The 15280-nt window shown below is 70.9% G+C and carries 9 protein-coding genes and 2 rRNA genes; 5 read left to right on the top strand and 6 right to left on the bottom strand.

Translation table 11 applies throughout. The features are described 5' to 3' along the window. Positions 1-116 precede the first annotated feature (116 nt). Positions 117-3237: ribosomal RNA gene (locus CFP65_RS13830) — 23S ribosomal RNA — on the top strand. Between the two features lie 86 nt (positions 3238-3323). Next, positions 3324-3440: ribosomal RNA gene (gene rrf, locus CFP65_RS13825) — 5S ribosomal RNA — on the top strand. Between the two features lie 431 nt (positions 3441-3871). Here rrf and CFP65_RS13815 read toward each other — a convergent pair. Genes CFP65_RS13815 through CFP65_RS39980 form a run of 5 tightly spaced genes read right to left on the bottom strand, consistent with a single transcriptional unit; the run spans position 3872 to position 9595 of the window. Next, positions 3872-5182: a DUF58 domain-containing protein gene (locus CFP65_RS13815; protein WP_104816380.1), complete on the bottom strand. Its 1311-nt coding sequence runs from the start codon at positions 5180-5182 to the stop codon at positions 3872-3874. Between the two features lie 25 nt (positions 5183-5207). After that, positions 5208-6185, bottom strand: coding sequence for a MoxR family ATPase (locus CFP65_RS13810; RefSeq protein ID WP_104816379.1), 978 nt, complete (start codon positions 6183-6185; stop codon positions 5208-5210). Continuing rightward, positions 6182-7408: a DUF4350 domain-containing protein gene (locus CFP65_RS42110; RefSeq protein ID WP_104816378.1), complete on the bottom strand. Its 1227-nt coding sequence runs from the start codon at positions 7406-7408 to the stop codon at positions 6182-6184. Before CFP65_RS42110 ends, CFP65_RS13810 begins: the two co-directional genes overlap by 4 nt. Beyond that, positions 7405-8094: a DUF4129 domain-containing protein gene (locus CFP65_RS41800; RefSeq protein ID WP_104816377.1), complete on the bottom strand. Its 690-nt coding sequence runs from the start codon at positions 8092-8094 to the stop codon at positions 7405-7407. The genes CFP65_RS42110 and CFP65_RS41800 overlap by 4 nt, the downstream gene beginning before the upstream one ends. A 4-nt stretch (positions 8095-8098) precedes the next feature. Further along, on the bottom strand, positions 8099-9595 hold the full coding sequence (locus CFP65_RS39980; RefSeq protein ID WP_158702165.1) for a hypothetical protein: 1497 nt from the start codon (positions 9593-9595) through the stop codon (positions 8099-8101). Positions 9596-9799: 204 nt separating this feature from the next. On the opposite strand from CFP65_RS39980, the gene mtrA reads away from it, so the two are divergent. The 3 genes from mtrA to CFP65_RS13775 are packed head-to-tail and all read left to right on the top strand — an operon-like array spanning position 9800 to position 14412. After that, positions 9800-10477 carry an MtrAB system response regulator MtrA gene (gene mtrA, locus CFP65_RS13785; protein WP_104816374.1) on the top strand — a complete coding sequence of 226 codons (678 nt, stop codon included), beginning with the start codon at positions 9800-9802 and terminating at the stop codon, positions 10475-10477. Positions 10478-10535: 58 nt separating this feature from the next. Then, complete coding sequence (mtrB, locus tag CFP65_RS13780) at positions 10536-12584, top strand: MtrAB system histidine kinase MtrB (protein WP_371682413.1); 2049 nt, start codon at positions 10536-10538, stop codon at positions 12582-12584. Further along, positions 12559-14412: an LpqB family beta-propeller domain-containing protein gene (locus tag CFP65_RS13775; RefSeq protein ID WP_104816372.1), complete on the top strand. Its 1854-nt coding sequence runs from the start codon at positions 12559-12561 to the stop codon at positions 14410-14412. Before mtrB ends, CFP65_RS13775 begins: the two co-directional genes overlap by 26 nt. Here the strand turns inward: CFP65_RS13775 and CFP65_RS13770 are convergent. After that, complete coding sequence (locus tag CFP65_RS13770) at positions 14400-15140, bottom strand: ComF family protein (protein ID WP_104816371.1); 741 nt, start codon at positions 15138-15140, stop codon at positions 14400-14402. The genes CFP65_RS13775 and CFP65_RS13770 overlap by 13 nt on opposite strands. Positions 15141-15280 lie beyond the last annotated feature (140 nt).

Below are 15280 nucleotides of genomic sequence, written 5' to 3'. Positions count from 1 at the left end.
CGGCTTGATGTCGTTGCTTCAGTGATCGCCGGTCTCACTTGAGAGCCGCCTTGTGCGGGTCGAGGGTGGGGGACTGGTCGTTGTTTGAGAACTGCACAGTGGACGCGAGCATCTGTGGCCAAGTTTTTAAGGGCGCACGGTGGATGCCTTGGCACCAGGAACCGATGAAGGACGTGGGAGGCCGCGATAGTCCCCGGGGAGTCGTCAACCAGGCTTTGATCCGGGGGTTTCCGAATGGGGGAACCCGGCAGTCGTCATGGGCTGTCACCCGCACCTGAACACATAGGGTGTGTGGAGGGAACGAGGGGAAGTGAAACATCTCAGTACCCTCAGGAAGAGAAAACAACCGTGATTCCGGGAGTAGTGGCGAGCGAAACCGGATGAGGCTAAACCTTGAGCGTGTGAGACCCGGCAGGGGTTGCGCTCAAGGGGTCGTGGGAAAGTTCTTCAGCTGTCTGCCGGCAGTTGGGCGAGTCAGAAACCGTATGGATAGTCGAAGGACATGCGAAAGGTCCGGCGTAGAGGGTAAGACCCCCGTAGACGAAATCTGTACGGCTCGCTTGAGCTTCTCCCAAGTAGCACGGGGCCCGAGAAATCCCGTGTGAATCTGGCGGGACCACCCGCTAAGCCTAAATATTCCCTGGTGACCGATAGCGGATAGTACCGTGAGGGAATGGTGAAAAGTACCGCGGGAGCGGAGTGAAATAGTACCTGAAACCGTGTGCCTACAAGCCGTGGGAGCGTCGGACATGCAGCTTGCTGTGTGTCTCGTGACTGCGTGCCTTTTGAAGAATGAGCCTGCGAGTTTGCGGTGTGTAGCGAGGTTAACCCGTGTGGGGTAGCCGTAGCGAAAGCGAGTCCGAATAGGGCGATTGAGTTGCACGCCCAAGACCCGAAGCGGAGTGATCTAGCCATGGGCAGGTTGAAGCGCGGGTAAGACCGTGTGGAGGACCGAACCCACCAGGGTTGAAAACCTGGGGGATGACCTGTGGTTAGGGGTGAAAGGCCAATCAAACTCCGTGATAGCTGGTTCTCCCCGAAATGCATTTAGGTGCAGCGTCACGTGTTTCTTGCCGGAGGTAGAGCACTGGATAGGCGATGGGCCTCACCGGGTTACTGACCTTAGCCAAACTCCGAATGCCGGTAAGTGAGAGCGTGGCAGTGAGACTGTGGGGGATAAGCTCCATGGTCGAGAGGGAAACAGCCCAGAACACCGACTAAGGTCCCTAAGCGTGTGCTAAGTGGGAAAGGATGTGGAGTCGCAGAGACAACCAGGAGGTTGGCTTAGAAGCAGCCACCCTTGAAAGAGTGCGTAATAGCTCACTGGTCAAGTGATTCCGCGCCGACAATGTAGCGGGGCTCAAGCACACCACCGAAGTCGTGTCATTGCAGCTATAGGGCTAACGCCTGCTGTGATGGGTAGGGGAGCGTCGTGTGCCGGGTGAAGCAGCGGAGGAATCCAGTTGTGGACGGTTCACGAGTGAGAATGCAGGCATGAGTAGCGATACAAGAGTGGGAAACTCTTGCGCCGATTGACCAAGGGTTCCTGGGTCAAGCTGATCTGCCCAGGGTAAGTCGGGACCTAAGGCGAGGCCGACAGGCGTAGTCGATGGACAACGGGTTGATATTCCCGTACCCGCTTTGAAGCGCCAACGGCGAACCAGGTAATGCTAAGCCCGTGAAGCCGGCCCGGAGTCTTCGGACAAAGGGACGTGGTGGAGCCGGTGAACCAAGTCTGTAGTAGCTGAGCGATGGGGTGACGCAGGAAGGTAGTCCAGCCCGGGCGGTGGTTGTCCCGGGGTAAGGGTGTAGGGCGTTGTGTAGGCAAATCCGCACAACAATAGCCTGAGACCTGATGCCGAGCCGATTGTGGTGAAGTGGATGATCCTATGCTGTCGAGAAAAGCCTCTAGCGAGTTTCATGGCGGCCCGTACCCCAAACCGACTCAGGTGGTCAGGTAGAGAATACCGAGGCGTTCGGGTGAACTATGGTTAAGGAACTCGGCAAAATGCCCCCGTAACTTCGGGAGAAGGGGGGCCGGAACTGGTGATCGGATTTACTCCGTGAGCTGGGGCCGGCCGCAGAGACCAGCGAGAAGCGACTGTTTACTAAAAACACAGGTCCGTGCGAAGCCGTAAGGCGATGTATACGGACTGACGCCTGCCCGGTGCTGGAACGTTAAGGGGACCGGTTAGTCGTGATTCGTCACGGCGAAGCTGAGAACTTAAGCGCCAGTAAACGGCGGTGGTAACTATAACCATCCTAAGGTAGCGAAATTCCTTGTCGGGTAAGTTCCGACCTGCACGAATGGCGTAACGACTTCTCGACTGTCTCAACCATAGGCCCGGTGAAATTGCATTACGAGTAAAGATGCTCGTTTCGCGCAGCAGGACGGAAAGACCCCGGGACCTTTACTATAGCTTGATATTGGTGTTCGGTTCGGCTTGTGTAGGATAGGTGGGAGACTGTGAAGCCGTGACGCCAGTCACGGTGGAGTCATCGTTGAAATACCACTCTGGTCGTGCTGGATGTCTAACCTGGGTCCGTGATCCGGATCAGGGACAGTGTCTGGTGGGTAGTTTAACTGGGGCGGTTGCCTCCTAAAGAGTAACGGAGGCGCCCAAAGGTTCCCTCAGCCTGGTTGGCAATCAGGTGTTGAGTGTAAGTGCACAAGGGAGCTTGACTGTGAGACCGACGGGTCGAGCAGGTGCGAAAGCAGGGACTAGTGATCCGGCGGTGGCTTGTGGAAGCGCCGTCGCTCAACGGATAAAAGGTACCCCGGGGATAACAGGCTGATCTTCCCCAAGAGTCCATATCGACGGGATGGTTTGGCACCTCGATGTCGGCTCGTCGCATCCTGGGGCTGGAGTAGGTCCCAAGGGTTGGGCTGTTCGCCCATTAAAGCGGTACGCGAGCTGGGTTTAGAACGTCGTGAGACAGTTCGGTCCCTATCCGCTGTGCGCGTAGGAATATTGAGAAGGGCTGTCCCTAGTACGAGAGGACCGGGACGGACGAACCTCTGGTGTGCCAGTTGTCCTGCCAAGGGCATGGCTGGTTGGCTACGTTCGGGAGGGATAACCGCTGAAAGCATCTAAGCGGGAAGCCTGCTTCGAGATGAATGTTCCCACCTCCTTGAGAGGGTAAGGCTCCCAGTAGACGACTGGGTTGATAGGCCGGATGTGGAAGCCCAGTAATGGGTGGAGCTGACCGGTACTAATAGGCCGAGGGCTTGTCCTCAGTTGCTCGCGTCCACTGTGTTGTTCTGAAACAACGACCCCGCGCATGGAAAGACATGCGTGGTGCGGTTGATAGTTTCATAGTGTTTCGGTGGTCATAGCGTGAGGGAAACGCCCGGTTACATTCCGAACCCGGAAGCTAAGCCTCACAGCGCCGATGGTACTGCAGGGGGGACCCTGTGGGAGAGTAGGACGCCGCCGAACAATCATTGTGGAGAAGCCCCATCCGGGAGACCGGATGGGGCTTCTTTGCGTTTCCGGGCAAAACCGGGGGATCAGTAGAACCAGCAGTACAGGAGATCGTCGTCGGGTATGTCGTCGCCGTCTTCGCTGTGCAGTTTCGCGGCCCAGCCAGCGGCGAGGTCGTTGAGTTGCTCGGGGGTGGCTTCGGAGAGGGAGCGGGTCAGTCTGGGAGGGAAGGTCCGGTGACGGGGCTGACGCTGCGAGGAAGGCATCTCACTCGGCGTCGGCGTCGGCCCCGGAGGAGAAGTGGCCGCTTGTGGAGGGGAAGCCTTGGGGGCCGCCTCGGTGGGCGATGGCGGCCCTGCGGTCCTCGCGGGCCAGGATGAAGGTCGAGCCAGGAAGAAGGTGGTGTCTGTGCTCATCGCGCCATGGTGGCAGGGGGAGCGCGGCCGCTACAGGCGGCCGGCGGCCTTGAGGGCGAGGTAGGTGTCGGCGAGGGCCGGGGGGAGGGCATGGGGGGCCGCGTCGAGGACGGTGACGCCGTGGCGGGTGAGGAGGTCGGCGGTGCGGCGGCGGTCGGCTCGGGTCTGTTCGGCGGCGGCTGCGTGGTAGATGTCGGCGACCGTGCCGCGGGTGGTGGCCAGTTCGTCGAGGCGGGGGTCGGCGACGGTGGCGAGGACGACCTGGTGGCGCTTGGTGAGGAGGGGGAGGTGCGGGAGCAGGCCCTCCTCGATCGGGTGGGCGTCCAGGCCGGTGAAGAGGACCACCAGGGAGCGGTGGGGGGCCGTGCGGAGGGTGGTGGAGACGAGGGCGCGCAGGTCGGTCTCGACCAGAGTGGGCTGGAGGCCGGCCATCGCGTTGGTGAAGGCGGGGAGCAGGTCGGCGGGGGAGCGGCCGAGGACGGCCGCGCGGTGGTGGCGGTCGTGGGCGAGCAGGTCGACCCGGTCGCCCGCCTTGGTGGCCAGGGCGGCGAGCAGGAGGGCCGCGTCCAGGCTGGCGTCCAGGCGGGGGGCGTCGCCGACCCGGCCGGCGGAGGTGCGGCCGGTGTCGAGGACGAGGAGCAGGTGGCGGTCGCGTTCGGGGCGCCAGGTGCGGACGGCGACCGTCTGGCGGCGGGCGCTGGCGCGCCAGTCGATGGAGCGGACGTCGTCGCCGGGCAGGTACTCGCGGAGGGAGTCGAACTCGGTGCCCTGACCCCGGATCAGGGTGGAGGTGCGGCCGTCCAGTTCGCGCAGGCGGGCCAACCGGGAGGGGAGGTGCTTGCGGCTGAGGAAGGGCGGCAGGGCGCGGAGTGTCCAGGGGCTGTGGTGGGAGCCCTGGCGGGCGGCCAGGCCGAGCGGGCCGGTGGAGCGGATGGTGACCCGGTGGGCGTGGTGGTCGCCGCGGCGGGTCGGGGTGAGGTGGGTGGTGAGGCGGCGGCCTTCGCCGGCCGGGATGGTGAGGGTGTGCCGGGAGGCCGTGTACGAGGTGCCGGGGGCCCAGGCGGAGGGCGGCCAGGCGTCGCGGACGGTGGCGCGGAGGGGGCGGGCGGAGGGGTTGTGGAGGGTGAGGTGGATGTCGGCGGGTTCGCCGAGGCGGGTGGTGGTGTCGCCGCTGCGGGTGAGGCGGAGGGTGCGGACGGGGGCGGCGAGCGCGAGGTCGGTGAGGACGCCGAGGAGCAGGACCAGCCCGACCGTGCCGAGGCCCGCCCAGGAGGGCAGCAGGAACCCCACGACCAAGGCGCTGAGGGCGGCGAGGAGGGCGGTGCGGCCGGTCAGGGCCATGGGACTCCTTGGGTGGGGGAGGGGGTCAGCGGGGGGCGGGGGTCTGGGCCAGCACGGACTGGATGACGGAGTCGGGGGTGAGGCCCTCCATCTCGGCCTCGGGGCGGAGCTGGACGCGGTGGCGGAGGGTGGGGAGGGCGAGGGCCTTGACGTCGTCCGGGGTGACGTAGTCGCGGCCGGCCAGCCAGGCCCAGGCACGGGCGGTGGCGAGCAGGGCGGTGGCGCCGCGCGGGGAGACGCCGATCGAAAGGGAGGGGGAGGTGCGGGTGGCACGGCAGAGGTCGACCACGTAGGCGAGCACCTCGGGGGAGACGGTGAGCTTGGCGATCTCGGCGCGCGCGGCGGCGAGGTCGGCGGCCCCGGCGACCGGGCGGACTCCGGCGGCGGCGAGGTCGCGCGGGTCGAAGCCGGCCGCGTGGCGGGCCAGCACCTGGTACTCCTGCTCGCGGGTGGGGAGCGGGAGGACGAGCTTGAGCAGGAAGCGGTCGAGCTGGGCCTCGGGGAGGGGGTAGGTGCCCTCGTACTCGACTGGGTTCTGGGTGGCGGCGACCAGGAAGGGCTCGGGGAGCGGGCGCGGGTCGCCGTCCACGGTGACCTGGTGCTCCTCCATGGCCTCGAGCAGGGAGGCCTGGGTCTTGGGAGGGGTGCGGTTGATCTCGTCGGCGAGCAGCAGGTTGGTGAAGACCGGCCCGGGCTGGAAGGAGAACTCGGCGGTGCGGGCGTCGTAGACCAGGGAGCCGGTGACGTCGCCCGGCATCAGGTCGGGGGTGAACTGGACGCGCTTGGTCTCCAGCGCGAGGGCGGTGGAGAGGGCGCGGACCAGCAGGGTCTTGGCCACGCCGGGGACGCCTTCGAGCAGCACGTGGCCGCCGCAGAGCAGGGCGACGACCAGGCCGGTGACGGCGGCGTCCTGGCCGACCACGGCCTTGGCGATCTCGGCGCGCAGGGCGCTCAGCGCCTGGTGCGGCGAGCTGGGGGCGGTGGCGTCGGTGGGCTCGGTCACGGCTGTCGTACCTGTCTTTCGAGGGCGTCGAGGTGGTCGGTGAGGCGCAGCAGCGCGGTGTCGTCGGCGGGGGCGGGGCCGTAGAGGAGGGTGTGGAGCTCGGCGGCCGGGCGGGTGGTGCGGTCGGCGGTGGCGGCGACCAGGGCGGTCGGGTCCGGGGCGCCGTGGGTGAGCGGGAGGCGCAGGGCCAGGGCCAGGCGGTGGCGGGCGGCGGTGCGCAGTGCCTCGGCGGCGCGGCCCCGGGCGCGGGCGCGCTGGTAGAGCCGGGCGCGGCCCTCGGTGGTCTCGGTGGCGCGGACCACGGCCGGGAGCTCTTCGGTGACCACCGGGCCGAGGCGGCGGGCCCGCCACAGGGCGGCGAGCACGGCGGCGACGGCGAGTTGGAGGCCCGCCCAGTACCAGCCGCGGGGAAGGTAGTCGCCGAGGGTGTGCTGGTCGGCGGCCGGTGCGGCGCCGCCCTCGGCCGGGTCGGGCAGGTACCAGATGAGGTTCTGGTGGGCGCCGAGCAGGCCGAGGGTGAGGGCGGCGTTGCCGCTCTTGGCGAGGCGTTCGTTGGTGAGCAGGCGGCCGCTGCCGAGCAGGACGGTGTCCCGGTCGGTGCCGTCGGCGACCCGGACGAGCGGGGTGCCGCCGGGCCGGGGGTAGCAGCCGAGGCCGGCCGGGCCGGGGTGGTAGAGGTAGCCGCCGAGTTCGGCGGGGCCTGCGCGCTGGGCCTCGGGGAGGGCGCAGTCGGCGGGCACCTCGGCGGAGGGCAGGCCGGCCGGGAGGCCGTTCTCGTCGGTGGGGAGGGTGACGGTGGGGGCGAGGGCGTCCAGTGCGGCGGGGCCGGCGGCGATCAGGACCAGGCGGGTGCGGTCGCCCCGGCGGGTGGAGGCGATCTGCGCGAGTTCGGCGGGGCTGAGCCGGTCGGGCGCGACCAGGACGAGGGTGCTGTCCGGGGTGGTCAGGGCGTCCTCGAGGTCGGTGTCCTGGCGGACGGTCAGGCCCTGGGTGCGGAGCAGCTGGACGGCGGCGTGGGTGCCGTCGGGGTCGGTGGAGCGGGGGTCGAGCGGCGGGTAGCTGCGGTGGGTGCCGAGGCCGGTGATGAGCAGGGCGGCGAGCAGCAGGACCGCGGTGGCGAGGAGGTACCAGCGGGTGCGGTCCCAGAGCCGGCGGGCGGTGGGGGCGAGTGAGGTACCGGAGGGGGCAGGGGTAGGGGTGGGGGTTTCGGTGCCGGTGGTCATGCGGGGCCTCCGGCGGTGGGGGATATGGGTGTGGGGTGCGTCGTGAGGGTGGGGCGGGTGGTGGTGAGGGTGTGGTCGAGGGTGACGAGGCGTTGGTAGGTGGCCTGGTCGGCGGGGTGGTGGCCGTAGGCGACGGCGTCGAAGGCGCGGGCGGCGGCGGTGAGTTCGGCGGCGTGGGCCGGGAGGGAGCGGCCGGCCTCGGCGGCGGCCTCGTCGGCGGTGCGGCCGGGGCGGGGGTCGAGCAGGGTGCGCTCTTCGAGGGCGCGGACCAGGGCGCGCATCTGTTCGCGGACGGCCTCGGGCCAGGCGGCCTCGGCGGCGTGCCTGGCGGCGGTCGCGCGGTGTTCGGCGGCGGTGCGGGGCCCGGTGGGGGTGAAGAGCGCGGCGGAGCGGGCCTGGCGGCGCGGGGAGCCGAGGCGGTGGCGCAGCACGAGGGCCAGCACGGCGGCCGCGATCAGCAGCAGGACCAGGCCGGTGGTGCCGCTGTGCGCGGCGGAGCCGACGCCGGCGAGCAGGTGGTTGAGCTGCTCGTTCAGCCAGTTCATGGCGCGCTGGAGCAGGTTCGGGTCGTGCCGGTGGTAGGCCGGGTTGAGCAGTTCTTCGCGGGCGGCCTCGCGGGCGGCGTCCCGGTCCGTGGTGACCGGGGCGCCGCCCGCGAGTGCGGCCCATCCCCCCTGGGCCGGCATTCCGTCAGGCTCCGGGCGGGGTGTCGGCGTGGCCGGGCAGGCCGGCCGCGCGGGCGAGTTCGAGGTCGAGGGCCTCGCGGCGGATCCGCTGGTCGACGTAGAGCAGGGCGTTGAGCGCGGCGGTGACCGGGATGGTGACGGTCGAGGAGATGATGCCGCCGAGGGCGCCGAGCAGGATGGTGGCCGGGCTGATCAGGCTGTCGGGGGTGAACAGACCGGTCGAGCCGCTGATCGAGATCGCCATCGCGATGAGGGTGAACGGGGTGACGATGATCATGCTCACGATGAACATCAGCACCTGGCCGAGCATGGTGATGCCGAGGATCCGCCACCAGGCGCCGTTGACCAGCTTGCGGGAGCGGGCGAGGGCGGCGCGGACGGTCTGGCGCTCCAGCATCAGGGCCGGGGCGGCCAGGCTGAGGCGGACGTTGAGCCAGATGGCGACGGGCGCGGCGGCCAGCACCGGCAGGAAGAGCAGGGCGATGGTGCCGGGGCCGGGGTCGCCGGCGATCACGGTGAGGAGCAGCGGGAGGCCGCCGACCAGCATCACGCCGAGGGTGATCAGCATGACGATCACGGTGAGGCCGACCAGGCGGCCGAGCTGGGGGCGGGCGCCCTTCCAGGCTTCGCCGATGGTGATCGGCTGACCGACCACGGCCTTGCTGACCACGATCGTGAGCAGGCCGGCGGCGAAGATGCCGATCAGGCTGGCGAGGGGCAGGGCGAGGTAGTACGCGACCTGGGCGAGGGTGTCGTCGGGTTGCGCGTACTGCCAGAGCTGGGTGAGGGCGCTGATGGTCTGGACGAGGACGGCGACGCCGAGGGAGAGGCCGAAGGCGGTGCGCCAGTGGGCGCGCACGGTGGAGACGGCGCCGTCCAGGATCTCGCCGAGCCCGAGCGGCCGGAGCGGGATCACCCCGGGCTTGGGGCTGGGCGGCGCGGCCCAGCCGCCGTGCCCCCAGGCAGGCGCCTGGCCCCACCCGGGCTGCGGCCCCCAGCCGCCCTGCGGCGGCACCCCGGGGTGGGAGTGGGGGAGGGGGTAGGAGTACGGGGGCGGGATGCTGCCGGGGGCCGGGGTGCTCGCCTGCGGCGAGGTGCTGTGGGGGGAAGCTGAATCGGCCGGGGTGCCTGCCTGCGGCGAGCTGCCGGGCGAAGCGAAGCCGCCGGTTGCCGGGGTGCCTGCCTGCGGCGAGGCGTCGGCGGGGGCGGTGGAGTCGGCCGGGGCAGCCGCCTGCGGCGAGCTGCCGGTGGGCGAGGCGGAGCTGGTCGGTGCCGGGGCGCTCCCGCGCCAGGAGTAGTCGGGTACTGCCGGGGCGCCCGCCTGCGGCGTGCTGCCGGGCGAAGCGAAGCCGCCTGCTGCCGGGGCGCCCGCCTGCGGCGGCACCGGGCCGGGGGGCGGGGTGACCGTTGCCGAGGGGGTGGGTGGTGGTGCCGACGACCCGGTGGCCTCGTTCTGGGGCTCGGGCGAGCTGGGTGGGGACCAGCTCGGGGTGTCGGTCATCACTGCTCCTGGGGGGCGGGGAGGGGGCTCGGAGGCCCGTGTGCGCCCATCGTGCCATGGGGGGAACGGCGGGCCGAGGGGTGTGGTGGGGTGGCGGCGGTGGGCGGGGGGTTTGCGACGGTATGACCGAGTGGGGGTGGCGGATCTCGCCGAAATGGCACGGCTGTGCGGCAGGTCACAATCCGGTAATGAGAGGATGGGGTCATGAAGGGACGCGTCCTCGTCGTTGATGACGACACCGCACTGGCCGAGATGTTGGGCATCGTGCTGCGTGGTGAGGGTTTTGAGCCGTTTTTCGTCGCGGATGGGGACAAGGCGCTAGCCGCGTTCCGGGAGACCAAGCCTGACCTGGTCCTCCTCGACCTGATGCTGCCGGGGCGGGACGGCATCGACGTCTGCCGCCAGATCAGGTCGGAGTCGGGGGTGCCGATCGTGATGCTGACAGCGAAGACCGACACCGTCGACATCGTGGTGGGCCTGGAGTCGGGTGCCGACGACTACGTGGTGAAGCCGTTCAAGCCGAAGGAGCTGGTCGCCCGCGTGCGGGCGCGCCTGCGGCGGGCGGAGGAGCCGACGCCGGAGCAGCTGACCATCGGCGACCTGGTGATCGACGTGGCCGGTCACTCCGTCAAGCGCGAGGGCCGGGGCATCCCGCTCACGCCGCTGGAGTTCGACCTGCTGGTCGCGCTGGCCCGCAAGCCCTGGCAGGTGTTCACCCGCGAGGTGCTGCTGGAGCAGGTCTGGGGCTACCGGCACGCCGCCGACACCCGCCTGGTCAACGTGCACGTGCAGCGCCTGCGTTCGAAGATCGAGAAGGATCCGGAGCGTCCGGAGATCGTCGTGACGGTCCGCGGCGTCGGCTACAAGGCCGGGCCCAGCTGACGTGACGTACGGGACTGACGACTCCCCGTCGGGTGCACCGGCCGACGGGGAGTCCGCTGTGCGCGGGGACGTGCTGAGCTCGACCACCAAGGGCCGGGGGCCCCGGCGCGGTCCGGCGGCGCTGCTCACGCTGGTGGGACGTCAGGTGCGCCGTCCGTTCAGCCGGCTGCGGGAGACCTACCAGCGCTCGATCCAGGTGCGGGTGGTGGCGGCGACGCTGCTGCTCTCGCTGGCCGTGGTGCTGGTGCTCGGCGTGGTCGTGGTGGCCCAGGTGCGGGCCGGCCTGCTCGGGACCAAGCGCGGGGCCTCGGTGAGCCAGGCCAACGGCGGGTTCCAGATCGAGCAGGAGAAGATCAACGAGGCGATCAACCTCCAGGCCAAGGTCGGCGCGGGTGGTGACCCGACCAAGGACGAGATCAGCACCTGGCTGATCAAGCAGGTCTCCGACCTGGCCAGCGGCGGCTCCGGGGTGTACTCGGTGATCGCGCTGGTGCCGCAGACCGACCAGGAGGAGGGCGCGGCCAGCCCCGGCCTGCGCGGCGCCTGGTACTCGGGCAACATCCTGCCCAGCTCGATCTCCGCCGAGCTGCGCCAGCAGGTGATGGACGATCCGAGCCGGGCGCACGAGCAGACCACCCGGATCCAGCGCGGCGCGGAGGGCGGCAAGGCCCCGCACAGCGAGCCCGGTCTGGTGGTCGGCAAGCAGTTCTCCGGCCCGGACGGGACGAAGTACCAGCTCTACTACGTGTTCTCCTTCGGCCAGGAGACCGACACCCTCGGCCTGGTCACCGGCACGCTGGCCACCGCCGGGGTGTTCGTGGTGATCCTGCTGGGCGGGATCGCCTGGGTCGTGGTGCGCCAGGTGGTGACGCCGGTGCGGATGGCCGCCGGGATCTCCGAACGGGTGGCCGCCGGCCACCTGGAGGAGCGGATGAAGGTCACCGGCACGGACGACATCGCCCGGCTCGGCGACGCGTTCAACCGGATGGCCAACGGCCTGCAGGCGCAGATCCGCCAGCTGGAGGAGCTCTCCCGGGTGCAGCGGCGGTTCGTCTCGGACGTCTCGCACGAGCTGCGCACCCCGCTGACCACCGTCCGGATGGCGGCGGACCTGATCTACGACAGCCGCGAGGACCTGGACCCGATGGCGGCCCGCTCGGCCGAGCTGCTCCAGGGGCAGCTGGACCGGTTCGAGTCGCTGCTGGCGGACCTGCTGGAGATCAGCCGGTTCGACGCGGGCGCGGCGATCCTGGACGCCGAGCCGGTGGACCTGCGGGACATCGTGCACCGGGTGATCGAGGCGGCCGACCCGCTGGCGCAGGCCAAGGGCAGCGCCGTGGTGGTGCGCGGGGCCGAGGAGCCGGTGGTGGCCGAGGTCGACCCGCGCCGGATCGAGCGGATCCTGCGCAACCTGGTGGTCAACGCGCTGGAGCACGGCGAGGGGCGGGACGTGGTCGTCCAGCTCGGCTCGCGGGACGGCGCGGTGGCGGTCGGCGTACGCGACTACGGCATCGGGCTCAAGCCCGGCGAGGCCTCCCGGGTGTTCCACCGGTTCTGGCGGGCCGACCCCTCGCGGGTGCGGACCACCGGCGGCACCGGCCTCGGGCTCTCCATCGCGGTGGAGGATGCCCACCTGCACGGCGGCTGGCTCCAGGCCTGGGGCGAGCCGGGCGGCGGCTCGCACTTCCGCCTGACCCTGCCGCGCACCCGCGGCGGGGAGATCAGCCGTGCGCCGTTCCGGCTGGAGCCGGAGGACTCCCGGCACAACCGGGGCCTGGCCTCGGCCAGCAGCCCCTACCGCCGGGCGCACCGCCCGGCCGGGGCGACGGCGCTCACGGCGGCCGGCGAGCCCGGCCAGCCGGTGGACAGCCCGGAGACCCCGGACACCCCGCAGACGGGCTTCGGCAGCGGGCTCGGCGGGGTGCTCAGCATCGGCCCGGGCCTGGGCAAGCTGCCCTCGGCACCGGTCTCCGACCCCTCGGACCTGCGGGCCGTGTCGGCGGGGTACGGTGCCACCGGAGCTCACGTGGTGATGGGTGCGGCGGCTCCGGCGGAGCAGAGCGAGACGGAGGGGGCCCGTGATGGGGAGGACGACCGGCAGGGCTGACCGACGGCTGCTCCGGGCGGCCTGGGCCGGCCTGGCGGCGCTGCTCGTCCCGGGTTGCGTGGCTATGCCCGACGACGGGGCGCCGCAGGCGGTGGACCAGCAGCAGGGCACCTCGGCGGAGAACCTCCAGGTCCGGGTCTTCCCGGTGGAGCCCCGCGCGGGCGCCGAGCCGATGGACGTGCTGACCGGCTTCCTGGACGCCTCGATCGCGGACGAGGCCGACTACGGCACCGCGCTCAAGTACCTGACCGCCGACGCCCGCAAGCGGTGGAACCCCGACGCCGGGGTGGCGGTGCTGGACCACCGGACCCCGGCGGCGACCGGTACCCCGGGCGACGGCACGGCGGAGTTCCAGCTCTCGGGCGGCCAGGTGGCCGGGCTGGACGCCAAGCACACCTACCGCGACTACGCCTCGGCCAAGGGCTACTCGGTCTCGTTCACCCTGGTGAAGGAGACCGACGGGCGGGACAAGGGCGAGTGGCGGATCGCCAAGTTGCCGGACGGCCTGATCGTCGACCAGACGAACTTCAAGAACGGCTACCGCCAGGTGCACCGGTACTTCTACACGGTGCCGGACAGCGCGGGCGGCGACCAGAGCCAGACTCTGGTGGCCGACCCGATCTATGTGCGGCGCCGAATAGACCCGCTGACGGCTGCCGCCCAGGCGCTGGCAGACGGTCCGTCCGACTGGCTGTCGCCCGCCGTCAGGTCCGGGTTCTCCCACGGGGTGCGGGTCACCGGGCCGGTGACGGTCGGTGACAATCTGGTGGCCTCGGTCAAGGTGAGCGTGGAGGACTTCACCAGCAAGCCCTCGCTCTGCCTCCAGATGGCCGACCAGCTCTTCTTCACGCTGGCCGACCAGCAGCCCAAGCGGCAGCTCAGCCAGCTCAACCTGGCCGGGGCCAAGGGCAGTTGCGCGGTGGACTCGACCCAGGCCTCCTCGTACGCGCCGTGGCGCCTGGCCGGCACGGGGGACGCCTACTACCTGCTGACCAACGGCCACCTGATGCAGCCCCAGGGTGAGGATGGCGGCAAGCCGGTGCCGGGCCCGCTCGGTGCGGCGGCGCAGCGCCCGGCCGCGCTCGCGGTGCGGCGGGACGGCGCGGCGGCGGCGGTGGTGAGCACGGACCGCCGGACGCTGAGCGTGACGGCGATGGACGTGGACGCCAAGGCGGGCGAGCCGCTGGTGACCTCGCACGACGGCCTGCCGGTCGGTGGCAGCGGCGACCACGGGCTCTCCACGCCGAGCTGGGACGGCCGGCAGAATCTCTGGGTGATCGACCGTGACCCGGCGCACCGTCAGGTGCTGGTGGTGCGGGACAAGACGGTGCAGCAGGTGGTCCTGCCCGGCCTGGACGGCAAGGTGCCGGTGGAGCTGCGGGTCTCCTCGGACGGCACCCGGGTGGCGCTGCTGACCGAGGACAGCAGCGGCGCGGCCTCGCTCCAGCTGGGCCTGGTCACCCGCTCGGGCTCCGGAGCGCAGGCCCGGATCTCGCTGAGCGGGCTGCGCCCGCTGGCTCCGCAGCTGACCGGCATCCTCTCCTTCGCCTGGGCCGACAGCGACCAGCTGCTGGTGCTCGGCAAGGAGCGGGATCAGGTGCAGGCGCTGCACTACGTGAGCACGGACGGGTCGCAGAGCACGGACGCGCCGCTGATCGGGGCCGACTCGATGGTCTCGGTCTCGGCGACGGAGGTACAGGGGACGGGGGACGCGGCGCCGCCGGTGCTGGCCACCTCCGCCGACTCGCAGATCTACCGGCTGTCGGCCGGTCAGTGGCGGGAGCTGCAGACCGGGAAGACCGGCGCGCTGTTCGTCTACCCGGGCTGAGGCCCGGGCCGGTGCCCGGGCCGGTGCCCGGGCCGGCTCCGCCGCCCGGCGGCGGCCACCGTGGCCGCCGCGTGCGGCGGGTGGCCGTGGGCGCGCAGGGCGCGGGCGGCCTCGGCGAGGCTGGCGCCGGTGGTGACCAGGTCGTCGACCAGCACCAAGGGGTGCGGGGGCAGCGAGGCGTGTCGGACGGTCAGGGCGCCGTGCAGGTTGCGGCGGCGCTGGGCCGCGCTCAGGCCGGCCTGGTCGGCCACCGCGCGCGCGTGGCGCAGCACGGGCGCGACCTCGGCCGGGCGGCCCCGGCGGCGCAGTTCGCGGGCGGCCCGGCGGGCCAGCCGCAGGGTGGCGTCCTGCCCGCGGGCCCGGACGGCGGGCCGGGTGGAGGGCATCGGCACCAGCAGCACCGGCCCGTCCCACCCCCGGGCGTGCAGCGCGGAGTGCACGGCCCCGGCCAGCGCGAGCCCCAGCGGGTGCGCCAGCCGCAGGGCCCCGCGTTCCTTGTGGGCGATCAGCAGCCGCCGCACCGGGTCGGCGTACGCGGCGGCGGCGTGCAGCTCCGGCAGCCCGGCCGGCCGCGGGATCGGCCCGGCGGGGCCGGGGCGCAGCGCGGTGAGCGCCTCGGCGCAGCCGGGGCAGAGCGGGCTGCGGCCGGCCCGGCACCCCGCGCAGGGCGCGGGAAGCACCAGGTCGAGCAGGGCGAGCAGGGCGGCCTGGGGGTGCGGCGGGGCCATGGCTGCTCCCTGGAGTCGGGTGGGTACGGGGAGTGAGCCAAACGGTGGGCCGTCTGGGGTGTGTTGTCCAGATCTTTACTGGTATTTCACCCGCCGGGGGGTAAACAGTGGGGAACAGCCGGACAGTCGGCCTCCGGGCG

The sequence above is a fragment of the Kitasatospora sp. MMS16-BH015 genome (assembly GCF_002943525.1).
Classification (GTDB): domain Bacteria; phylum Actinomycetota; class Actinomycetes; order Streptomycetales; family Streptomycetaceae; genus Kitasatospora.
This window is presented reverse-complemented; position numbering and strand designations above follow the sequence as displayed.